Origin of the sequence: Streptomyces sp. NPDC048462 (assembly GCF_043200175.1) — a bacterium.
In the GTDB taxonomy this organism is placed as follows: Bacteria; Actinomycetota; Actinomycetes; order Streptomycetales; family Streptomycetaceae; genus Streptomyces.
Genome location: NZ_JBICXG010000004.1, coordinates 280,793 through 302,745 on the forward strand (window position 1 = coordinate 280,793; position 21,953 = coordinate 302,745).

Annotated in this window: 21 protein-coding genes; 12 read left to right on the forward strand and 9 right to left on the reverse strand. The window is 70.1% G+C overall.

Annotation, left to right across the window (positions count from 1 at the left end):
- Positions 1-209: 209 nt before the first annotated feature.
- On the reverse strand, positions 210-1,025 hold the full coding sequence (locus ACGFU6_RS09755; RefSeq protein ID WP_393609407.1) for an SAM-dependent methyltransferase: 816 nt from the start codon (positions 1,023-1,025) through the stop codon (positions 210-212).
- A gap of 254 nt (positions 1,026-1,279) precedes the next feature.
- Between ACGFU6_RS09755 and ACGFU6_RS09760 the strand changes: the two genes are divergently transcribed.
- Complete coding sequence (locus tag ACGFU6_RS09760; RefSeq protein WP_393609409.1) at positions 1,280-2,686, forward strand: lipase family protein; 1,407 nt, start codon at positions 1,280-1,282, stop codon at positions 2,684-2,686.
- Between the two features lie 106 nt (positions 2,687-2,792).
- Here the strand turns inward: ACGFU6_RS09760 and ACGFU6_RS09765 are convergent, their stop codons facing one another.
- Together ACGFU6_RS09765 and ACGFU6_RS09770 are read right to left on the reverse strand one after the other, a co-directional pair.
- Positions 2,793-3,161 carry an ArsR/SmtB family transcription factor gene (locus ACGFU6_RS09765; RefSeq protein WP_393609740.1) on the reverse strand — a complete coding sequence of 123 codons (369 nt, stop codon included), beginning with the start codon at positions 3,159-3,161 and terminating at the stop codon, positions 2,793-2,795.
- A gap of 17 nt (positions 3,162-3,178) precedes the next feature.
- Positions 3,179-3,625: an SRPBCC domain-containing protein gene (locus tag ACGFU6_RS09770; RefSeq protein WP_393609411.1), complete on the reverse strand. Its 447-nt coding sequence runs from the start codon at positions 3,623-3,625 to the stop codon at positions 3,179-3,181.
- 204 nt (positions 3,626-3,829) lie between these two features.
- On the opposite strand from ACGFU6_RS09770, the gene ACGFU6_RS09775 reads away from it, so the two are divergent.
- Together ACGFU6_RS09775 and ACGFU6_RS09780 are read left to right on the forward strand one after the other, a co-directional pair.
- Positions 3,830-4,471 (forward strand): CatB-related O-acetyltransferase, encoded by a 642-nt coding sequence (locus ACGFU6_RS09775; protein ID WP_393609412.1) that lies wholly within the window; start codon positions 3,830-3,832, stop codon positions 4,469-4,471.
- A gap of 234 nt (positions 4,472-4,705) precedes the next feature.
- Positions 4,706-5,884 carry a macrolide family glycosyltransferase gene (locus ACGFU6_RS09780; RefSeq protein ID WP_393609414.1) on the forward strand — a complete coding sequence of 393 codons (1,179 nt, stop codon included), beginning with the start codon at positions 4,706-4,708 and terminating at the stop codon, positions 5,882-5,884.
- A gap of 69 nt (positions 5,885-5,953) precedes the next feature.
- Here ACGFU6_RS09780 and ACGFU6_RS09785 read toward each other — a convergent pair whose 3' ends face one another.
- The 3 genes from ACGFU6_RS09785 to ACGFU6_RS09795 form a co-directional block, all read right to left on the reverse strand.
- Positions 5,954-7,699 carry an alkyl/aryl-sulfatase gene (locus ACGFU6_RS09785; protein WP_393609416.1) on the reverse strand — a complete coding sequence of 582 codons (1,746 nt, stop codon included), beginning with the start codon at positions 7,697-7,699 and terminating at the stop codon, positions 5,954-5,956.
- A gap of 145 nt (positions 7,700-7,844) precedes the next feature.
- A complete protein-coding gene (locus tag ACGFU6_RS09790; RefSeq protein WP_393609418.1) occupies positions 7,845-8,807 on the reverse strand; it encodes an electron transfer flavoprotein subunit alpha/FixB family protein in 963 nt (320 codons plus the stop codon).
- Positions 8,808-8,859: 52 nt separating this feature from the next.
- Complete coding sequence (locus tag ACGFU6_RS09795) at positions 8,860-9,645, reverse strand: electron transfer flavoprotein subunit beta/FixA family protein (RefSeq protein WP_393609419.1); 786 nt, start codon at positions 9,643-9,645, stop codon at positions 8,860-8,862.
- Between the two features lie 107 nt (positions 9,646-9,752).
- On the opposite strand from ACGFU6_RS09795, the gene ACGFU6_RS09800 reads away from it, so the two are divergent.
- Both ACGFU6_RS09800 and ACGFU6_RS09805 read left to right on the forward strand, forming a co-directional pair.
- A complete protein-coding gene (locus ACGFU6_RS09800) occupies positions 9,753-10,469 on the forward strand; it encodes a TetR family transcriptional regulator (RefSeq protein ID WP_393609420.1) in 717 nt (238 codons plus the stop codon).
- A gap of 188 nt (positions 10,470-10,657) precedes the next feature.
- The gene (locus ACGFU6_RS09805; protein WP_393609422.1) at positions 10,658-11,059 is read left to right on the forward strand and encodes a Zn-ribbon domain-containing OB-fold protein; all 402 of its coding nucleotides are present in this window, start codon (positions 10,658-10,660) and stop codon (positions 11,057-11,059) included.
- A 46-nt stretch (positions 11,060-11,105) separates the two neighbouring features.
- On the opposite strand, the gene ACGFU6_RS09810 is transcribed toward ACGFU6_RS09805, so the two are convergent.
- Entirely contained in the window at positions 11,106-12,059 is a 954-nt protein-coding gene (locus ACGFU6_RS09810; RefSeq protein WP_393609741.1) for an NAD(P)-dependent alcohol dehydrogenase, read from the reverse strand.
- Positions 12,060-12,183: 124 nt separating this feature from the next.
- Here ACGFU6_RS09810 and ACGFU6_RS09815 point away from each other — a divergent pair, with 124 nt between their 5' ends.
- Both ACGFU6_RS09815 and ACGFU6_RS09820 read left to right on the forward strand, forming a co-directional pair.
- Positions 12,184-12,873 carry a TetR/AcrR family transcriptional regulator gene (locus ACGFU6_RS09815; RefSeq protein WP_393609423.1) on the forward strand — a complete coding sequence of 230 codons (690 nt, stop codon included), beginning with the start codon at positions 12,184-12,186 and terminating at the stop codon, positions 12,871-12,873.
- Positions 12,874-13,030: 157 nt separating this feature from the next.
- Positions 13,031-13,597, forward strand: a complete 567-nt coding sequence (locus ACGFU6_RS09820) for a hypothetical protein (RefSeq protein ID WP_393609424.1) — start codon at positions 13,031-13,033, stop codon at positions 13,595-13,597.
- Here the strand turns inward: ACGFU6_RS09820 and ACGFU6_RS09825 are convergent.
- The gene (locus tag ACGFU6_RS09825; RefSeq protein WP_393609425.1) at positions 13,579-14,532 is read right to left on the reverse strand and encodes an acyl-CoA thioester hydrolase/BAAT C-terminal domain-containing protein; all 954 of its coding nucleotides are present in this window, start codon (positions 14,530-14,532) and stop codon (positions 13,579-13,581) included. The genes ACGFU6_RS09820 and ACGFU6_RS09825 overlap by 19 nt on opposite strands.
- A 4-nt stretch (positions 14,533-14,536) precedes the next feature.
- Positions 14,537-15,421, reverse strand: a complete 885-nt coding sequence (locus tag ACGFU6_RS09830; protein ID WP_393609427.1) for an SIS domain-containing protein — start codon at positions 15,419-15,421, stop codon at positions 14,537-14,539.
- 184 nt (positions 15,422-15,605) lie between these two features.
- Here ACGFU6_RS09830 and ACGFU6_RS09835 point away from each other — a divergent pair, with 184 nt between their 5' ends.
- The 5 genes from ACGFU6_RS09835 to ACGFU6_RS09855 all read left to right on the forward strand — a co-directional run bounded on the left by ACGFU6_RS09835 (position 15,606) and on the right by ACGFU6_RS09855 (position 21,844).
- On the forward strand, positions 15,606-16,406 hold the full coding sequence (locus tag ACGFU6_RS09835; protein WP_393609429.1) for a DeoR/GlpR family DNA-binding transcription regulator: 801 nt from the start codon (positions 15,606-15,608) through the stop codon (positions 16,404-16,406).
- A 541-nt stretch (positions 16,407-16,947) separates the two neighbouring features.
- Positions 16,948-17,958 carry an ABC transporter permease gene (locus ACGFU6_RS09840; RefSeq protein ID WP_393609431.1) on the forward strand — a complete coding sequence of 337 codons (1,011 nt, stop codon included), beginning with the start codon at positions 16,948-16,950 and terminating at the stop codon, positions 17,956-17,958.
- On the forward strand, positions 17,955-18,914 hold the full coding sequence (locus ACGFU6_RS09845; protein ID WP_123527207.1) for a carbohydrate ABC transporter permease: 960 nt from the start codon (positions 17,955-17,957) through the stop codon (positions 18,912-18,914). Before ACGFU6_RS09840 ends, ACGFU6_RS09845 begins: the two co-directional genes overlap by 4 nt.
- Before the next feature lie 53 nt (positions 18,915-18,967).
- Positions 18,968-20,608, forward strand: coding sequence for a hypothetical protein (locus ACGFU6_RS09850; RefSeq protein WP_393609433.1), 1,641 nt, complete (start codon positions 18,968-18,970; stop codon positions 20,606-20,608).
- A 60-nt stretch (positions 20,609-20,668) separates the two neighbouring features.
- The gene (locus ACGFU6_RS09855; RefSeq protein ID WP_393609435.1) at positions 20,669-21,844 is read left to right on the forward strand and encodes a Gfo/Idh/MocA family protein; all 1,176 of its coding nucleotides are present in this window, start codon (positions 20,669-20,671) and stop codon (positions 21,842-21,844) included.
- The last annotated feature ends 109 nt before the right edge of the window (positions 21,845-21,953 follow it).

Genomic DNA, 21,953 nt, shown 5'->3' on the forward strand with positions numbered 1-21,953 from the left:
CCACTGCGTGGATCGGTCCGGCAGGCGGGGTCCGGGGGGAGGCGGCCTTCACAAGTCCCCTTCGGCAAGGGGTTGATGCCGATGCGCCGGGTTCTGGCACGAATCACGCGTGATGTCGTGCGGTGACTGAAGTGACCTTGTTCTCCGGTTCCGGGACGCGGCCGCCCCCGCGCGTGGCGGGGGCGGGGCGATCGGTGGAGCGGTGGCTCTTACGGCTTGCGGCCCACCGCCACGTATCCGGCGCTGATGATGTCGTCCTGGCCGGGAACCGGTTCGCCGAGCTCGGGGTGCCAGGTCTCACCGGCCACGATGCCGGGCTCGACGATCTCCAGTCCGTCGAAGAAGGCGGCGAACTGCTGACGGTTGCGGGGCGCCAGCGTGAGCGTGTTGGCCTTGTACATCTCGTCGACCTTCTGGGCCTCCTCCGGATGGAAGTCGGCGGTGAGGTGCGAGATCACGACGTGGCTGCCCGGCGCGAGTACCCCTGTCAGCCTGCTCACCAGCTCGTACGCGCCGTCCTCGTCACTCACGAAATGGAGCAGCGCGATCATCGAGAGTGCGACCGGCTTGCTGAAGTCCAGTGTCTTGCCCGCTTGTTCGAGGATGGCGTCCACATCGCGCGCATCGGCCTGCACGTAGTCGATCGCGCCTTGCGGGGTGCCGCTCAGCAGGGCTTCGGCGTGAGCCAGCACGATCGGGTCGTTGTCGCAGTAGACGACACGGGTGGTGGGCTCGGAACTCTGGGCCACCTGATGGAGGTTGGGCGCGGTGGGTATTCCCGTCCCGATGTCGAGGAACTGCCGGATGCCCTGGCCGGACAGCCAGCGGGTGGCGCGGTGCATGAAAGCGCGGTTCACCTTCGCCATTACGGGGATGCCGGGTTCGAGCGCGAGCATCTGGCGTCCCATCGCCTCGTCCACCGGGTAGTTGTCCTTGCCGCCGAGGAACCAGTCGTACATCCGCGCGGGATGCGGCTTGCTGGTGTCGATGTGCAGGGAGGTGGCGTCGTTCGCCGGTCGGGACATGGTGAACTCCAGAGTGCGTGAGGCATTGGGCGATCAGCTCGCCCCAAGAATAGGGAACTTGTGCGCTCCGGAAGCCCGCTTCGGCCGCGCGCCCGGCCCTCCCGCCCGGCGGGAGGGCGCCGCCCCGCCCCCGATCGCGCCGCACGCATGCGCCGCAATGGTTACCGCAGCGTAACTTACTGGTGGGTTACCTCCGGTAAGTTCCGCTGCTAGCTTGCGCTCACCTGCATTCCGAGCAGAGCGAGGAGTGAGCTGTGAGCCGCAAGAGCACCCGTTCGCGTTCCACCTTCGAGGCCGCCGACTCGGCTGTCTCCCCACGCCGTTCGCCCTGTGCCGGCGCCGCGCGCGTACTGGCCGTCGCCGTGACGGCGGCCGCCTGCGCGATCACGTACGCCGTACCCGCCACCGCCGTCGATGGATCGGAGCCGGTGGTGTCCCGGGGGGTGACGATCCCCGCCTTCTACAACCCGCCCGCCGAACTGCCCTCCACCAACGGCGCGTTGATCCGACAGGAGCCGCTCCCACTGGGGCTGGGCATCCCGGGCCTGGACGGCCGCCCGATGCCTGGCACTGCCACCCGGCTCATGTACAGGTCGACCGACTCCAACGGGCAGCCGGTCGCGGTGACCGGCGCCTACATCGAGCCGTCGGCCGCCTGGAAGCGCGGCGGACCGAGGCCTTTGGTGGCGGTGGCCGCGGGCACCATGGGGCAGGGTGACCAGTGCGCGCCCTCGATGGCACTCCAGTACCCGCTGACCCTGAACGGCGAGACAGTGTCGGTCGGTTACGAGGCCCTGGCCATCTACCGGCTGCTCGCCGCCGGTACCGCGGTCGTCGTCACCGACTACGTCGGACTCGGTACGACCGACCGGCTGCACACCTACGTCAACCGGGTCGACGAGGGTCACGCCCTGCTGGACGCGGCCCGCGCCGCGCACGCCGTGCCCGGCGCCTCCGTCACCCCCGAGTCGCGTACGGGTCTCTACGGATACAGCCAGGGTGGCGGGGCCAGTGCCTCGGCCGCCGAGCTGCAGCCGTCCTACGCACCTGACGTCGAGCTGGCCGGCACCTACTCCGGGGCGCCGCCCGCCGATCTGACCGCCGTCATGAAGGGCATCGACGGCAGCGCGCTCGCCGGGGCCCTGGCCTGGTCCATCAACGGCTTCGCCCAGGCCGACCCCGACGTCCGGGCCGTCGTCGAGGCCAACATCAACGCCACGGGCAAGGCCGCGCTGAAGGACGCCTCGACCATGTGCGTCGGCGACGCGATCCTCGGCTACGGCTTCGCCAGAAGCGGCAAGTGGACCAACAGCGGCAAGTCGATCGGTGACGTCATCGCCGCCGAGCCCCGCGCGCAGGCCGCTCTCGACAGGCAGCGCATCGGCAACCTCAAGCCGGCCGGTCCGGTGCGCCTGGCGACCGGCGTCCAGGACGACATCGTTCCCCACGGACAGGCCCGGCAGCTGGCCGTGGACTGGTGCCGCAAGGGCGCCGACGTCACCTACGACGCCATCGTCCTGCCCAACCTGGGTGACAAGATCCTCACCAACCACGTGGTCCCGCTCATCACCGACCAGGGCGACGCGATCTCATGGCTGACCGACCGCCTCGCGGGCCGGGCGGCCAAGTCCAACTGCTGGTCCATGCCGATCCAGCCCTGATCCCCTCCTCCGGGCCTGGGCGCCGCGCTCCTGCGGCAGGCTCGCCGCTCCCACCGGGCCGCCGGCCCGGTGGGAGCGGCGAGCCGGGAGCGGGTGGCGCGAAGGGTCAGCGCGCATCCCGTTCGGCCGCCTCGGCGACGCGCTTGATGTGCGCCAGCCGCCGGTCCCAGTCGGCTGCCAGTCCCGCCATCCACCGCGCTGTCGCGTTCAGCGCGGCGGGCCGCACCGAGTACCGCACCTCGCGGCCGACCCGGCCCCCGGTGACCAGTCCGGCGGCGTCCAGCACGGTGAGGTGTTTGACCACCGCCTGGCGCGAGACGGGGAGCTGCCCGGCGAGCGAGGTCGCGGTGGCCTCGCCCCGGGCGGCGAGCAGGTCGAGCAGCGCGCGCCGCGTCGGGTCGGCCAGTGCGCCCAGGACGTTGTCGACGCCCTCGGCCGAGGAGGTCGCGCCGGTGGCGTCGAAGGCGCCGGGCACGGCGGGGGATCCCTCCGTCACGCGGAAGGCTGTTCGGCGCGCTCCTTGAGCGCGCCGAGCTCCATCGGCCAGCCCGCGGTGTTGTCCTTGAAGCTGCGACCGCGCAGCTCCTCGGACCCGGGGAGCGTCGCGAATCCGCTCTCGACGACGCGCAGCCGGGTCGCGGCGCCCTCCGGTGTCAGGGTGAACTCCACCAGGGTGCTGTTGTCCTCGCGCAGTTCCTGCCCGGGGAACGCGCTGGCCCAGCGGTAGGCCAGGTACGTCGGCGGCTCGACCTTCTCCACCCGCACCGGGAATTCGCCGTACTCGGAACTCTTGGCCAGCAGCAACTCGCCCTCCCTGGCCACGGTGCCGGGCAGGTTCGCCTTGTCGGCCGCCCAGAACCCGGGCTGCGCCACCAGTGACCAGACCCGGTCGAGGGGCGCCTCGATCAGGGTTTCGCTTTCGATCCGGTCCTCGCTCATGGGGAGACTCCTTGAGTGCCGTCGATGAATGCCGCCGGCGGCCCGTCTCGGTGGGCGCCGCCGATTTGTGCAACTCCAGAGTTGCACGTAACTGATCCGGGAGCAACCTGGCGGTTGCGCCTCGGTCGCGGATATCCGTTGCCCCGGCCGGGCGGCGGCGCGATCATGGACCGGCCCTGCCCCGTCCCTCGTAAGGAATCGCGCATGTCATCGCCCGCCGACCCCGCGGTGCTCCACCCGATGCCCGGCCAGCCGCGGGTGGTGCAGCTCAAGCCGCTGGTGAAGTCCCCGCTGATCGACGTGGGGGAGTACTCGTACTACGACGACCCGGACGACCCCACCGCGTTCGAGACGCGCAACGTGCTCTACCACTACGGCCCGGAGAGGCTGGTCATCGGCAGGTTCTGCGCGCTCGGGACCGGGGTGCGGTTCATCATGAACGGCGCCAACCACCGGATGGACGGCCCCTCCACGTTCCCGTTCCCGACGATGGGCGGATCGTGGGCGGACCACTTCGACCTGCTGGCCGGACTGCCGGGCCGGGGTGACACGGTCGTCGGCCACGACGTCTGGTTCGGCCACAGCGCCACCGTCCTGCCCGGGGTGCGGATCGGGCACGGCGCGATCATCGGCAGCGGCTCCGTGGTCACCAAGGACGTGCCCGACTACGGGATCGTCGGCGGAAACCCGGCGCGCCTCCTGCGCACCCGCTACAGCGAGGAGGACGTCGCCCGGCTGCTCGCGCTGGCCTGGTGGGACTGGCCGGCCGAACACATCACCGAACATGTACGGACCCTCATGTCGGGAAGCATCGACGAACTTGAAGCCGCAGCCCCGCCCGTGTGACACTCCGTGTGGAACCGGACACGTGGCGTGCCGGAAATTCACGTGCGGGCGTCCGGAACGCGGGCTAGGGTCTGCGGCATGTATCTCTTCCAGCTCTACGGCTGACACCGACGGGGCAGTGCCCCGCCCGTGTCCGGCAGGTCCGCGCGCCCACGACCCGGCATCTCCGCCGGGGTGGCCGACGCGCCGGTCAGCCATTCCCTTCCCCCGTAGAGCCGAAAAGAGTGATCCTCCATGTCCGTCCGCCCTCGCGCGCATATCGCGATGATCGGTGTCTCCGCCGTCAGTCACGTGCTTCCGAGTCTTCCCGTCATCCGTGAACTGGTGGCCCGCGGCCACCGGGTGACCTACGCCAACGGTCCGATGGTGGCCGACCGCATCAAGGCAACCGGCGCCGAACTGGTCCCGTGCGGGACCGTGCTGCCGGTCGCCGACAACAACTGGCCCGACGACCCCATCGCGGCGATGACCCTCTTCTTCGAGGACGCGGTCCAGGCCCTCCCGCAACTGCGGGCCTTCTACGACGACGACCCCGCAGACCTCTACCTGTACGACATCGGCGCATACGCCGCGCGTGCGCTCGCCGAATCGCAGAAGCGCCCTCTCATGCAGCTTTCCCCGACCGCCGTCGGCTGGGAGAGCTACGGGCGGGACGTGGCGGCGCAGCTGTGGAAGCTGCCCGGCGCCGACGTGTACCGGGCGAATTTCGGCCGCTGGCTCGCCGAGTGCGGCGCCTCCACCACCGACATGGACGTCTTCTGCGGCCGCCCCGCGAACACCCTCGCCCTGATCCCCCGGGCGATGCAGCCGCACGGCGACGACGTCGACACGGACACGGTGACGTTCGTCGGCTCGTGCTCCGGCCCGCGTGACGGCGAGCAGGCCTGGACCCGCCCCGCCGACGCGGAGCACGTCCTGCTGGTCTCGCTGGGTTCGGCGTACACCGACCGGCCCGAGTTCTACCGCCGGTGCCTGGCCGCGTACGGCGACCTGCCCGGCTGGCACGTGGTGCTCCAGGTCGGCAGGCACACCGACCGGCGCGAGCTCGGTGACATCCCGTCCAACGTCGAGGTGCACTCCTGGGTGCCCCAGCCGGCGATCCTGGAGCAGGCCGACGCCTTCGTGACCCATGCGGGCATGGGCGGCAGTGCCGAGGGGCTCTTCGCCGGTGTCCCGATGATCGCTGTCCCGCAGGGCGCCGACCAGTTCATGAACGCCGACCGGCTCGTGGAGCTGGGTGTGGCCCGCCGCATCGACACCGAGGACGCCACGGCGGACGCGCTGCGGTCCGCCCTCACCGAACTCGTCGACGACCCGGAGGTCGCGCGCCGTTCGGCGGAGCTGCGGGCCCAGGTACGGGCCGAGGGCGGCACCATGAGGGCCGCCGACCTCATCGAGGAGCTGCTCGGCTGATCCCAGCGCCCCCTCTCACGGTGTGATGACGGCTCACGGTGTGACGACAGCTCAAGGCGTTACGAAGGCTCAAGGTGTGACGACGGCGAAGTTCGGGTCGAACTCGTCGAGGAGTCCGGCGAACGCGCCGAGGAGGGTCTCGTCCCCGTCCAGCGTGATCTTCCCGTCCCGCGCCATCCCCGGCGCGGCGGCGGGCTTCAGCAGCGCACCGACCAGCGCCGCCTTCGGGCCGGTGACCGTGAGAGGGGTGCCGGGGTGGGCACCGCGGCGGGCGTTGAGGACGCCGCGGGCCACCCGCATGGTCCAGGTCTCGTCCAGGTCGGTGAAGCGGAAGCCGATGCGCAGGTCCACGTCCGCCGCCCTCTCCCCGATCACGTGCACGGCGGCGAAGTCGAAGAGGATGTCGATCGGCATGGCCAGGATGGTGTCCGGGCTCGCGGTGGCGAAGGTGGCCGGCTGGACGCCTTCACGCAGCTCCTTGGCCGCGGTGAGGAAGATGCCGCGCCACTGCGGGCCCTCGGCCTGGTACCCCATCTGCTCGTACGCGTCGGCCTGTAGCTCGCGGGCCGCCCGGTTGTCCGGCTCCGCGAAGACCAGGGTGTGCAGGATCTGCGCGGCCCAGCGGTAGTCGGCGGAGTTCAGGGCGCGCCGCCCCTCCTCCAGGATCTTCTCCGCCCCGGTCATGGCGACGAAACGCCGGGCGGCCTCGACCGGCGGGTGGGGATGCAGCGAGACCGGGTCGCCGTCCCACATCCCCAGCTCCTTGGTGAACACCGCGCGGACATCGTGGTGCAGGGTCCCGTGGTAGCCGCGGTTGAACCACTTGCGCCCCAGCTCCTGCGGCAGCTCGATCACCTCGGCCGCCTCAAGGGGGGTGAAGCCCTTGTTGGCCAGCCGCAGCGCCTGGTCGTGGAGGTATTTGTACGTGTCGCGCTGCGACTCCAGGAACGCCGTCACCTGCCGGTTCTCCCACACCGGCCAGGTGTGGGGGCCGTAGTGCACCTGTACGTCGTCGCCCCAGCGCTCCAGAGTCTCGTCGAGGTAGCGGGCGAAGTTGCGTGCGTCCCGGGTGCGCGCGCCGCGCAGCGTCTGGATGTTGTGCAGCGAGTGGTTGGCGTTCTCCGCACAGGTCAGAGCGCCGAGTTGCGGGATCCAGATGTGCATCTCCTCGGGCGCCTCGGTGTCGGGGGCGTAGAGGAACTCGAACTCCAGCCCGCCGAGGTCCCGCCTCGTTCCGGTCTCGGTGATCGGATCGGTCGGCGAGAGGTACGAGATCGTCACGCCGGGCACGGAGGTGATCCCGATGCCACAGGTGACGCACCCGCCGGGGCCGGGGTCCAGGAGGCTGTTGAACGCGTACGCGGCCCGGCGGGACATGGCGTTGCCGGCGATCACGTTCTCACCGATCGCGTGCTTGTCGAACGAGGAGACCGTGCCCGGGGCGATGATCGGCACCTTGCCCGATGCCACGTCCTCGGCGCTCACGACGCCCTTGACGCCGCCGTAGTGGTCGATGTGGGTGTGGGTGTAGATCACGGCGGCGACCGGTTTGTCGCTGACGTGCTCGCGGATCATCGCCATGCCCTGGGACGACGCCTCGACCGAGGCCATGCAGTCGACGATCACCAGACCGGTGTCGCCCTCGACGACGGTCAGGTTGGCGATGTCGTTGTTACGGACCTGGTAGACACCGTCCACCACCTTGTACAGGCCGCCCTTGCGGATCAGCTGCGACTGCCGCCACAGGCTCGGGTGCACGGTGTCGGGCGCGGGGGCGTCGTCGAGGTAGTCGAACCGGGCCGTATCGAAGATCACCCGCCCGTCCGCCGCGTACAGCTTGTCCGGGAACGGGGCGAGAACGCGGTGCGGGGCCGCGCGGTGTGTTCACCGTGCGGCCCCGGGCCGTTGGATCGTGCGGGTCGTACGGACCTCGCAGGTCGTGCTCGTCGTGCTGGTGGGGTCAGCCCTTGCGGGTGTTGACCTCGTCGGTGAGCTGGGGCACCACGTCGAACAGGTCGCCGACGACGCCGTAGTCGACGAGGTCGAAGATCGGGGCCTCGGCGTCCTTGTTGACCGCGACGATCGTCTTGGACGTCTGCATCCCCGCCCGGTGCTGGATCGCACCCGAGATACCCGACGCGATGTACAACTGCGGAGAGACCGACTTACCCGTCTGCCCGACCTGGTTGGTGTGCGGGTACCAGCCCGCGTCCACCGCCGCCCGCGAGGCACCGACCGCCGCGCCCAGCGAATCCGCGAGCGCCTCGATCACCGCGAAGTTCTCCGCACCGTTGACACCCCGGCCGCCCGACACCACGATCGCCGCCTCCGTCAGCTCCGGACGGCCCGTCGACTCACGCGGCGTCCGCGACAGCACCTTCGTACCCGTCGCCGACGCGGAGAACTCCACCACCAGCTCCTCCACCGCACCCGCACCCGCCACCGGCTCCACCGGCGCCGAGTTCGGCTTCACCGTGATCACCGCGACGCCCCGCGACACCCGCGACTTTGTCGTGAACGACGCCGCGAACGCCGACTGCGTCGCCACCGGACCCTCTGAACCCGCCTCCAGATCCGTGGCGTCGGTAATGATCCCCGAGCCGATCCGCACCGCGAGGCGCGCCGCGATCTCCTTGCTCTCCGCCGACGACGGCAACAACACCGCCACCGGCGACACCACACCAACCGCCGCCTGCAGCGCATCCACCTTCGGCACCACCAGATACTCCGCGAACTGCGACGCCTCCGACGTCAGTACCCGCACCGCACCATGCTCACCCAGCACCTGCGCCGTGGCACCCGCACCAGCACCCACCGCCACCGCCACCGGATCACCCAGCCGCCGCGCCAGCGTCAGCAACTCCAGCGTCGGCTTACGGACCGCACCATCCACATGATCGACAAAAACCAGAACATCAGCCATGGAACTTCAATCTCCTGCACATCGAGACGAGAACAACGAGGAACGAACGGGATCAGATGAACTTCTGGCCGGCCAGGAACTCCGCCAGCGCCTTGCCGCCCTCGCCCTCGTCCTTCACGATCGTGCCCGCCGTGCGGACCGGACGCGCGGCCGCGGAGTCGACCGCGGTCCAGGAACCACCCAGACCCACCTCGCCCGCCTCGATCCCCAGATCATCCAGATCCAGCGACTGAACCGGCTTCTTCTTCGCCGCCATGATCCCCTTGAACGACGGGTAACGCGCCTCACCCGACTGGTCGGTCACCGACACCACCGCCGGCAACGACGCCTCCAGCCGCTCCGACGCCGTGTCACCGTCCCGGCGCCCCCGCACGACCCCGCCCTCGACCGACACCTCGGACAGCAGCGTCACCTGCGGCACCCCCAGCCGCTCCGCCAGCAGCGCCGGAACCACACCCATCGTGCCGTCCGTCGAGGCCATCCCCGAGATCACCAGGTCGTAACCCGTCTTCTCGATGGCCTTCGCCAGCACCAACGACGTACCGATCACATCCGTGCCGTGCAGATCGTCGTCCTCGACGTGAACAGCCTTGTCCGCACCCATCGACAGCGCCTTGCGCAACGCGTCCTTGGCATCCTCCGGACCCACCGTCAACACGGTGACCTCCGCGTCATCAGCCCCGTCCGCGATCTGCAACGCCTGCTCGACCGCGTACTCATCCAGCTCCGACAACAGACCGTCGACATCCTCACGGTCCAGCGTCAGGTCATCGGCGAAATGCCGGTCACCGGTCGCGTCGGGCACGTACTTCACACAGACAACGATCCTCAAGCTCACGCCGGCTCTCCTCACTGATGCGGTTCGTATGCCGACCCTATGGCACTCAGTACCCTGAGTAAAGGTACCAAGTGCCGGATGTCCATTTCTGGTGCTACGTTTCCGCCATGACTGAGGACCGCGGACCTGCCAAGAAGCCTCCGATGCGTGACGTGCTCGCCGAGGCGGCCTTCGGCCTCTTCATGGAGCGCGGGTTCGAGCGGACCACGGTGGACGACATCGTCGCCAGGGCGGGGGTGGGACGGCGTTCGTTCTTCCGCTACTTCCCGTCGAAGGAGGACGCGGTCTTCCCCGATCACGAACGCTGTCTCGCGGACATGACCGCGTTCCTGGAGGCCGCCGACGGCGGCGACCCGGTGGACACGGTGTGCGACGCGGCCCGGCTCGTGCTGCGGATGTACGCCGTGAACCCGGAATTCTCCGTGCAGCGCTACCGGCTCACCCGGGAGGTGCCCGGTCTGCGCACCTACGAACTCTCCGTCGTGCGCCGTTACGAGCGGACCCTCGCCGGATACCTGGAGCGGCGCGGCGCCGGTACCCGGGACGCCGCGCTCCGTGCGGAGGTGATCGCCGCCTCGGTGGTCGCGGCGCACAACAACGGCCTCCGGTCCTGGCTGCGTTCGGGCGGTGAGGGCGATGCCGGGGCCGAGGTGGACCGGGCGCTGGAGCTCGTCCGCACCGTGTGGGGCAGGGCGGCCGAGCCTTCCGCCGCGCCGCCCGCCGCGTCCTCCGGCGAGGACGAGGTGATCGTGGTGGTCGCGGCGAAGAACGCCCCCATGTGGCGCGTGGTGCAGCGCGTCGAATCGGCTCTCGGCAAGGACTGAGCCTGCGGTCGGGGCGCTCCCTGGGGCCCAGCGAGGCACTACGGAAGGCGTCCCGAAGGCCATCCCCGAAGGCCGTTGGGCAAGAATCGGCACTCAGTACCTTTACGTGCTGGCACTAAGTGCCATACGGTGCCGGAGTGCCGTCGCCGGCGGTGCGGCGCACCGAGTCGAGCGCGGGAGGCCGAGTCGTGTTCAGTACCGGAATCGATGTGGGGCGGACGGCCTGCGACACGGCGGAGCCGCATACCGTGGAGGGGCTGGTCTATCAACTGTGCCGATGGTGCGGCACCGCGTCCTTCCGTAAACTGCTGTGCCCCGTCTGCGCGTCGAGCGACCTCGAACCGGAACGCAGCGACGGTCACGGCGTCGTCGTACGCTCCAGCGTCGTGAACCGCTATTCGCGGGTGATGCGGAACGAGTCGCTCGTGCGCTTCCCCGAGGGCTTTGTGTACCGGTGCCGGATCGTGGGCGCGGCGCCCCATCTGGTGAGCGTCGGTGACCGGGTCCGGCCCGTCGACGGTACGACCTCCGAGGCGGGTGAGGTGGTCCTCGAACTGTGCGACCCGCCCCTCACGGCCGGCTGGTACTGACCCGGCGCCGCAGCGGCGCGCCCCGGGCCCGCCCGGTGCCGCCCGCTCAGCCGCCGGCCGGTCCCGCGATCCGTATGACGTGCTTTCCGCGTACGCCGCCGTCATCGAGGGCCCGGTGGGCGGCCGCCACCTCCGCCAGGGGGTGGACCGTGTCCACGACGGGGCGGATCCCGCCCTCCTGCGCGTACCGCGCCACCCGGGTGAGCAGTTCGGTGTGCGGGTTGCCGCTGAAGAAGCGCACCCGCCGGGAGCCGTGGACGGCCGAGGCCAGCAGGTAGGAGACGGAGGGGACGAGGCGGTCGACGTCGAAGGCCACGGCCACCATGCGTCCGCCCGGGGCCAGGAGGCGGCGGTAGGCGCGGTGCTGGGTGCCGACGGTGTCCAGGACGACGTCGAAGGTGCCCAGCCCGGCGGGGTCGGTCGCCCGGTAGTCGAAGGCCTCGTCGGCGCCCAGCCCCCGGACGAAGTCGAGGTTCTTCGCGCCCGCGAGAGCGGTGACGTGGGCGCCGAGCACCTTGCCGAGCTGTACCGCGACGCTGCCGACCCCGCCGCGCACCAGAAGCCGCTCGCCGGGCCCGAGGCCGGACTTGGCGGTCAGCGCGGTCAGGCTCGTGGTGCCTCCGGCCAGCAGGGAGACGCCTTCTTCGGGTGTCAGGTTCGCCGGGGCGGGCGAGATGTTCCGGGGTGAGACGGCGACGTACTCGGCCGCGCTGCCGAGGCGTCGCGGCAGCACCCCCCACACCCGCTCACCCACCCGCACCCCGGACACCGACGGGCCCACCTCGGCGATCTCGCCCGCGAAGTCGATCCCGGTGCGCTGAGGGAACCTGCGCCCCGTCGCGAGGCGCACCTTCCCGGCCCGGCCGAACAGCTCACCGCCGTTGACCCCGACCGCGTGGACACGGACCAGCACGTCGTCGGGCCGCACGTCCGGCACGGGAACCGTGCCCACGTACAGCACCTCCGGGGGGCCGAACCGGTCGTAGAGGGCCGCGCGCATCTCGTCCACGTATCTCGTCCTGCTCTGTCTCGGGAACCGTAAGCGGAATGGTGTTTCCGCTTCCTTCTCCTCAAGCTAACAGCCTAAGTGGATGGCACCTTCCACTTACCGTAAAGTGAGAGACATGCCTGCTCAGCCCTCTCGGAAGCGCCCCGCCACAGCCACTGAGCCCCTCCCGTCCGCCGCCCCGGCCGGGCTGCGTGCCGACGCCCGGCACAACCGTGACCGCATTCTCGAAGCCGCCCGTGAGGCCTACGCGGCCCACGGCATCGACGTGCCCGTCACCACGATCGCCCGGCGGGCGGGCGTCGGCGTCGCCACCCTCTACCGGCGCTTCCCCACCCGCGCCGACCTCGTCGCGGAGGCCTTCTCCGAGCAGCTCGCGGTGTGCGTCGCGGCTCTCGACGACGCGCTGCGGGACCCCGACCCCTGGCGCGGTTTCCGCACCCTCATCGAGAAGGTGTGCGCGATGCAGGCCACCGACCGGGGCTTCACCGCCGCGTTCCTCTCCCGGTTCCCCGACGCCGTCGACTTCGAGGGCCAACGCGCCCGCGCCGAGGAGGGCATCGCCCGGCTGGTACGGCGCGCGCAGGACTCGGGGCAGCTCCGCGCCGACTTCGACCCCAGCGACGTCACGCTCCTGCTGCTGGCGAACAACGGCGTCGCCGCGGACTCCCCGGCCGTGTCGGCGGCCGCGTCCCGGCGGCTCACCGGCTACCTGCTCCAGTCCTTCCGGGTCGAGCGCACCGCGCCCCTCCCGCCGCCGGCCCCGCTGGAGTTGCGCCGTATCCACCAGCTCCCAGCCGGACCGTGAGACCACCGCGCTCAGTGGGATGTGCAGCCGCTGCCCGACGGCGGCGTCGGCGTGGCCCCGGGGCGGCGCCCCCGTCAGCGGCCTCCGCCGGCCACGAGCGGGCGGGTGAACACGGGCTTACTGGCCCCGTACAGGTTCGTCGGCCATACTGCCCGCCGTGGAGCAGCGCATAGATCCGAACACTCAGCCCGCGTACGCCGCAGGGACAGACCCGGCGTACATCCCTGGTCTCACGGCCCCCCGAGCCACCGGAAAGGCGGACGACGAGGAGCCGGAGCGGACCGGGGAGCCCGTACCCGAGGACGCCGCGCCCGAGGGTGCCGCGCCCGACGACGCCGCAGCGGATGGCGTGTCCAAGGACGCGGAAACCGACGGCGAGGCCGTCGCGAAGACGGCGGACGACGAGGAGGACGAGGACGACGAGAAGGCGAACAAGGGCGAGGACGGTCCCTCGTTCGAGGTGAGCGACCGCCGCGGGTCGATCACCGCGGACCGGGAGGGCATCCGGTTCACGCTGGACGACCAGGAGGCCGACTTCCGCTGGGACGAGATCGGCGCGGTGGAGCTCAAGCCGGCCCGGTTCGGCCGCCGGTTCACGATCACCGTCCACATGTCGAGCACGCGGTGGTTCAACGCCGAGGTCGAGGCGGCGGCCAGGAGCAGCCTCAAGGAGTGGACGGAAGGCTTCGACGCGGTTCTGGACGCCTACTTCGAGGAGTCCTGACCGGCGGCTGACGCGGCCGTGCCCGTGCCGCTGTCCCTGCCGCTGCCTCTGCCCCGGGGCGGGCCGAGGAGCGCGCGGCGGATGTGCGGCCAGGCGGCCGCCCCCAGCGCCGCGTCGGCCGTCGGCGTGCCCCCGTACCGGAAGGTGGCCGACGCGGGCGCGGCGCTCTCGCCGGGCAGCCGGGGCCGGTGTCCCGCGTCGGCGCGGGTGACCAGCCGGACGGGGAGGCCGGCTGCCCGGCGCCGGGCAGCCAGTTCCTCGGCGTAGCGCAGCGAGGGCCACATCAGGTCGTCGCCGCCCGCGACCAGTACGAGTTCGGCGCCGGACCGCTCCACCGGGAGGGCCGCGGCGGGGACCCGGTCCGGGCAGGCCCGCAGGCTCTGTTCGTACCAGCCGAGGACCGAGATCGGGACGCCCGAGGGCTCGGACGCCGTCCAGTTGGGGGCGTAGGGGACGAACGGCAGCGGCTGCCCCCGCCAGGTCCAGGAGGAGCGGTGGGGCTTCGTCGAGCCGTCCCGGCCGGGGCCGATGTTCGCCCAGGTCAGTGAGGTGGGGGAGAGCGCCACCACCGCGTCGACGCGAGGTTCGGTGACCGACAGGTGCAGCGCGGCCTCGGCACCCTTGGAGACGCCCAGGACACTGATGCGCCCGGCTCCCGCGGCGCGGAGCCGGGCGAGCGCGGACACGAAGGTCTCCAGGGGGACTTCACAGATTCCCGGCGGCTGCCCTGGGCCGCCGAACCAGCGGATCGAGAGGGCCGCCACACCCTCCCGCGCCAGCAGTCGGCACCGCTCCACCTCGATCCGTCCGCTGGACCCGGAGAGCACGAGCACCCCGACGTCGCTGCCTCGGGCGGGCGCGGCACGGAAACCTGTCCAGGGATCCGCGCCGTGCCCGCCCGAGGCACGCACACTGCTCTCGACGAAGTCCGCCACGGGCTCAGGCGTCGGCCAGCACCACGGAACGGGTCAGGTGGCGCGGGCTGTCCGGGTCGAGACCGCGGGCGGCGGCGCGGGCGATGGCCAGGCGCTGGACGCGGACCAGCTCGGCCAGCGGGTCCAGTCCGCTCTCCACCCAGCGGGCGCCGGTCCCCTCGACCTGCTCGCGCAGGCCCTCGGGGGCGGTGCCGAACATCCAGGTCGCGGTGCCGGTGGTGGCGATGCTGATGGGACCGTGGCGGTACTCCATGGCCGCGTACGCCTCCGTCCAGGACAGCGAGGCCTCCTTCATCTTCAGCGCGGCCTCGCTGGCGAGACCGGCCGTCCAGCCCCGGCCGAGGAAGGTGAACTGGGTGCAGTCCAGGAGCCCTTCGGGCAGCGGCTCGGCCAGCGCGGTCTCCGCGTCGCGGACCACGGCGTCGGTGTGCAGACCGAGGTGGGCGCGGAGCAGGGTCAGCAGCGTGGTCGCGAAGCGGGTCTGCACGACGGACTGCTCGTCCGCGAAGTCGAGCACGACGACCGCGTCCGCCGACGTCATCACCGGGGTCTGCGGGTCGGCGGTGATGGCCACCGTCGGGGTGACGCCGCGCAGCCGGTCGAGGAGTTCGAGCACCTCGGTCGTGGTGCCGGAACGGGTGAGCGCCACGACCCGGTCGTAGCGGCGGCGAGACGGGAACTCCGAGGCGGCGAATGCGTCGGACTCGCCCTGGCCGGACTCCTCACGGAGCGAGGCGTATGCCTGAGCCATGTAGAACGAGGTGCCGCAGCCGACCACGGCGATGCGCTCACCCGCCGTGGGCAGTGCGGCCGCCTGGCTCTGCGCCAGATCTGCGGCGCGACGCCAGCAGTCCGGCTGACTGGCTGTCTCGATCTCGACAAATGACACTTTTGCACTCCGTACTAGTGATGGGATGCTCGTTAACGCACGATATACGGGACGTGCAAGCATTATCAAGCATTTTTCTTGCAGGCGACTTGACTCGCGAGGCCCTTGTGCGACGCTTGCGCGAGTCCGGTGATCGCGCCCAAGGGGATGGGTGTTCACGGCCGGACCTGTGAGGAGAGTGCACGTGTCCAGGGATTCCCGGTGGAACTCACTGCTGGAGCTCGTCGGTAAGCATGGCCGGGTGGACGTCGAGGACGCCGCGAAGGCGCTGGATGTCTCGGCCGCGACCATCCGCCGAGATCTGGACCAGCTCGCTGAGCAGCAACTGCTCACCCGTACGCGGGGCGGCGCGGTCGCCCACGGAGTCAGTTACGAGCTGGCGCTGCGCTACAAGACGGGGCGCAACGCCCCGGAGAAGCAGGCCATCGGCCGCGCCGTGGCCGAACTGGTCGCGGTCGGCGAAGTGGTGGGGCTGACCGGCGGCACCACCATCACCGAGGTGGCCCGCGCGCTCGCCGTGCGCTCCGACCTGGCGGGGGACGCCGCCGCGGGGGCGTCCGGCCAGCCGACCCTCACCGTGGTCACCAACGCACTCAACATCGCCAACGAGCTGGTGATCCGGCCGCAGATAAAGATCGTGGTGACCGGCGGGGTGGCCCGGCCGCAGTCGTACGAGCTGACGGGCCCACTGGCCAGTGGCGTACTGGGCGAGATCACGCTGGATGTCGCGGTACTGGGTGTCAACGCCATCGACACCGAACGCGGCGCCTACGTCCACCACGAGGGCGAGGCCAGCATCAACCGGCTGCTCGCGCAGCAGGCCCAGCGGGTGGTGGTGGCGGCCGACTCCTCGAAGATCGGCAAGCGGGCCTTCGCCCGGGTCTTCGACCTCGGGATGATCGACTTCCTGGTCACCGACAGGGGGATCACGGCTGAGGTGACGGCTCGTTTCGCCGAGGCCGGTGTCACGGTCATCGCCGTCTGAGCCGCTCCGTCCCGATCCGTCCGGACCCGTCTTGACCTGTCTGGTCCATCCGATCCGTATGATCCGGACGAATCTCCCCGTACCGTCCAAACCAGCTGAACCGGCTGAACCTGTCGGAAACGGCGGTCCGTTTCACCCGAAGGGTGCGGCGGTCCGCCGTTCGGCATGCCCTCGGCCATGTCCCGGCGGCGTGCTGGAACATGCGCTTGATCGTGCATGATCGATCACAACAGTGCATCCAGTAACCGGTTCTGACGGTTCGGTAGCGATGCCGGCGGGCACTTCGAGGTCGCCTTGTGCCTCTTCTGTGCATATTTCGATCCTCGCGGTGTGCTGGCGTGCTGCGTGTTGTGGTTTTTGGATGTCAATAGATGTTCGTTACCTCTGTGAAATGAACAACTCTTGCCATTCGGGTGCGCTGTCGTGAACTATGTGCCTGTCGCCGTGAAGGAGCTGCGGCCGCACCCCTCCCGGGACGCGGCCTGCCTCCACGTATGCGGGACGTTTTCTCGCTCCATCAGCCCTGGAGGTGCCTGTGACGATGGCAGATGTGCCGGTCACAGCAGCGCGGCAGTCCGTGCCGCAGCCCCGCGACCCGGACGGCGCCGACCTGCCGGCCGGGAAGAAGCGCAGGAAGAACCGAATACGGCAGCCGCTGCGGCACCGCCTGAAACGAGACAGGGCGCTCCTGCTCCTCTGCCTGCCGGGTGTGCTGTTCTTCGCGCTGTTCTTCTACCTGCCGCTCGCGGGCAACGTCATCGCCTTCCAGGACTACCAGCCGTTCCTGGGGTTCAAGGAGAGTCCGTTCGTCGGCCTCGCGAACTTCACCGCGCTGGTCGCCGAACCGGACTTCTGGAGCGCGGTCTCCAACACGCTCCAGATCACCGCGATCCAGCTGGTCCTGTACTTCCCCGCGCCGATCGCCCTGGCGCTGCTGCTCAACTCGCTGATCAGCGAGAAGATCAAGCGGTTCATCCAGACCGTGGTGTACCTCCCGCACTTCCTGTCCTGGGTCGTCGTCGTGGCCATGTTCAAGCAGGTGCTGGGCGGCGCGGGTTCGGTCACCACGCTGCTGATGGAGCACGGCGTCAGCATCGGCAACGTGATGACGGACCCCGGCACCTTCAAGCTGCTCATCACCGCGCAGGCCATCTGGAAGGACACCGGCTGGGGCACGATCATCTTCCTGGCGTCCATCGCCTCGATCGACATGGCGCAGTACGAGTCCGCCGCGATGGACGGCGCCGGCTGGCTCCGCCGGATCTGGCACATCACCCTGCCGGGCATCCGGCCGGTGATCCTGATGCTGCTGATCCTGCGGCTCGGCGACATCCTGTCGGTCGGCTTCGAGCAGATCATCCTGCAGCGTGACGCCGTCGGCCCGGACGCCTCCGAGGTCATGGACACCTACGTCTACTTCCACGGAGTCGTGGACGGCGACTGGGGCATGAGCACCGCCGCCGGTCTGATGAAGGGCGTCATCGGATTCGCCCTCATCCTCGCCGCCAACAAGCTGGCCCACCGCTTCGGCGAGCAGGGAGTCTACCGATGAGTCAGCAGTCCGTCGCGACCCGGCTGCGCACCGCCAGGTTCGGCCCGAAGACCGGTGGGGGCCTGCGCGCCTCCAACGGCAGGCCGCCGTGGATGGAGCGCCCCCACTGGTACGGACAGGGTGCCAAGGGCCTGGCCCTGGCCGCCCTCACCGTGATCGTGCTCTACCCCTTCGTCCTCGCCATCGGCACCAGCCTGGCGGGCCGCGAGGAGCTGAACGCCAACGGCGGCTACGTACTGCTGCCGCACCACCCGACCCTGGAGGCCTACCGGGTCATCCTCTCCGGCGGGGTCGTCACGCAGGCCGCGCTGGTCTCCATCGGGATCACGCTGGTCGGCACCGCGCTCAGCCTGGCCTGCACGGTCATGATCGCGTACGGCACCTCGCGGCCGGGCACGGTCCTCGCCAAGCCGATCCTGCTGCTGGTGCTCGGGACCTTCCTCTTCGCCCCCGGCATCATCCCGACGTACCTGGCCGTCCAGCAGTTCAAGATGCTGGACACCTACGCGGCGCTGATCCTTCCGGTCCTGCTCAACGCGTTCAACATCGTGGTCGTCCGCTCCTTCTTCCAGAGCATCCCCGAGGAGCTGTACGACGCGGCGCGGATCGACGGCGCCGGTGAGATCACGGTCCTCTTCCGGATCGTCCTCCCGCTGTCCAAGGCGGTCCTCGCCGTGGTCGGCCTGTTCTACGCGGTGGGGTACTGGAACAGCTTCTTCAACGCGGTGCTGTACCTCAACGACTCCAGCAAGTTCCCCATCCAGGTGATCCTGCGCAGTTACGTGCTCAACGGGCAGAGCATCAACGCGTCGGCGATGGGCGTCCACGCGGTGCCGCCGGCGACCTCCTTGCAGATGGCCGTGCTGATCATCGCCATCGTGCCCATCTTCTGTGTCTACCCCTTCCTCCAGAAGTTCTTCGTCAAGGGCGTCCTCACCGGGGCGATCAAGGGCTGATCCGCCCGTCCCCTGCATCGCCGCCACGCACTTCACACCCTCCAAGGAGCCCCATGTCCACCAACTTGTCCCGGCGCGGTTTCATGGGCGCCGCGGGAATCGCCGGCCTCACCGTGGCCGGGCTGTCGACCCTGAGCGCCTGCGGCAGCGGCGCCTCGGTCAGCAAGGGCGGTTCCAAGGCGTCGGCCAAGCTCAAGCTGCCGACGTACGTGCCCGCGAAGACCGCCCCCGCCGACCTGGCGGGCAACGCGGCCGGTCTCGACGCCGCGTATCTGCGCTACCCCAAGGCCCTCACCAAGTCGGTGGCCAAGGCGCCCGGCGACGGCAGCCGCATCACGGCCCTCACCGAGACCTTCACCACCCCCGCACCGCCGCAGGCCAAGAACGCCTACTGGCAGGAGCTGAACAAGCGCCTCGGGGCCCGGTTCGACATGACGATCGTGGTGGACCAGGGCGTCGACGCCTACCTCCAGAAGTTCAACGCGATGATGGCCGGCGGCGACATACCCGACCTGGTGTGGTTCCCGCCGAACCAGGGCATCCAGCGCGTGCCCGAGCTGCTCGACGCCAAGTTCCACGACCTCACCCCGCACCTGTCGGGCGACGCCGTCAAGGACTACCCGAACCTGGCGAACCTGCCGACCACCTCCTGGAAGACCGCCGTGGTCAACGGCAAGATCCGCGGCGTCACCGTCGCCTACGGCTCGATGGGCCAGGTCTACGTCGTCAACCAGGACTTCTGGAAGCCGGTCGGCGGCGCCGAGTTCACCAGCGCCGAGGACTTCCTGGCCAAGGGCAAGGAGCTCGCGGACCCCAAGCGCAACAAGTACGTTCTGGAGCCGGCGTACGTGAACCACATCGGCCAGTTCGCCCAGTGGTTCGGCGCCCCCGCCTCCTGGCGCCTCGAAGGCGGCAAGCTGACGCACCAGTACGAGACGGAGGAGTATCAGGAGGCCCTGGCGTTCGCCGTCAAGGTGGCCAAGGCCGGTCTCTTCTGGCCGGACCCCAACCTCTCCACCACGATGGAGAAGATGGCACAGGGCTCGCTCGGCGCCTACGTGCAGTCCTTCCCCAGCTTCCTGATCGACGCCAAGACGTACGACTTCCCGTTCGGCGTCATCACGCCCTTCGCCGCCAAGGCCGGTGCGAAGCCGAGGTACAGCATGGGCTACGGCTCGGTCGGCTACACCGCCATCAGCAAGAAGGCCGATGACAAGCGCGTGAAGATGCTGCTGGGCGTCATGGACTACCTGGCCGCCCCGTTCGGTACCGAGGAGCGTCTCTTCCTCGACAACGGGATCGAGGGCAAGCACTTCACCCGTACGGCCAAGGGAGACGTCAAGCTCACACCCAAGGGGACCTCGGAGGCCGTGACCACGGCCATGCCGCTGGCCTTCCTCGCCGCCGGACCCGAGTACATCTACCTGCCGGGCCAGCCCGAGCTGGCCGGTCACATCCACGGCTGGCAGCAGGACCTCCTCAAGATCAGCCAGTCCAACCCGACGAGCGGGCACTTCTCCGACACGTACACCAGTAAGAGCCCCTCGCTCACCACCGCGATGAGCGACTGCCAGCTGGACATCGTCGCGGGCCGCAAGCCGATCTCCGCGTTCAAGGAGCAGCTGGCGAAGTGGCGCTCCGGCGGCGGCGACAAGATGCGCGCCGAGTTCGAGGCCTCGCTCGCCGGGAAGTAGCCGAGGGCCGGGGAGCCGGCCCTCATCCGCACCACCCGTACAGACAGAGAAGGGACCCCCGTGTCAGACCTGCGACTCGGCGTCATCGGACTCGGCCTGCGCCGTTCCATCGCGATGTCCGCCCACCACCCCGGACAGGGTTCGGCGATCACCGCCGTCTGCGACCTCGACCCCGAGGTGCGCAGCCGCGAGGCCGAGCGCTTCGGTACGGACGTCGCGGTCGAGGACTACAAGCTGCTCCTCGGCCGGGACGACATCGACGCGGTCATCGTCGCGACGCCCGACGACACCCACGAGGCCATCGCCATCGACGCGCTGCGGGCCGGTAAGGCCGTCTTCGTCGAGAAGCCGCTCGGGATCACCGTCGAGAGCTGCGACAACGTCCTGCGCGCCGCGTACGAGACCGGGACCCGGCTCTACGTCGGCCACAACATGCGGCACATGGGCGTCGTGCGGCTGATGCGCGACATCATCGCCCGAGGCGACATCGGCGAGCCCAAGGCCGTCTGGGTGCGGCACTTCGTCGGCTACGGCGGCGACTACTACTTCAAGGACTGGCACGCCGACCGGACCCGGACCACGGGCCTGCTCCTGCAGAAGGCCGCGCACGACATCGACGTGCTGCACTGGCTGGCGGGCGGCTACACCCGGCGCGTCAACGCACTGGGTGACCTGCTGGTATACGGCGACCTGCCGCGGCGCGAGCCGGACACCCCGCGCCCCGACAACTGGCTGCGCGAGTTCGACTGGCCGCCGACCGCCCGCAAGGACCTGCACCACATCGTGGACGTCGAGGACGTCTCCGTGATGAACATGCAGCTGGACAACGGCGTCGTCGCCGCCTACCAGCAGTGCCACTTCACCCCGGACTACTGGCGCAACTACACCGTCATCGGCACCGAGGGGCGGCTGGAGAACTTCGGCGACAGCCCCGGTGACGAGGTCAAGGTCTGGAACACCGGCCCCAGCGGATACCGCGCCGACGCCGACATCACCTACCGGGTCCCGGAGGCGGGCGGCTCGCACGGCGGCGGGGACACCCGGATCATGGCGGAGTTCTGCAGGTTCGTGCGTGACGGAGGCGTCACCGACACCTCGCCGGTCGCTGCCCGGATGAGCGTCGCCGCCGGCGTGCTCGCGACGCGGTCGCTGCGTGAGGGCGGTGCGCCGTACGACGTGCCGGCGCTCGACCCCGAGCTGGTCGCGTACTTCGAGCGCGGTCAGGTCCGCGCCTGAGATCCTGACCGGCGGGTTTCCCCGGTCAGGAGGTGTACGGGGAGGTGCGCGGGAGGCGCACCGGGCCGGTACACGCACGGCAATGGTCCCCGGGCCCCCGGCAGGCCGC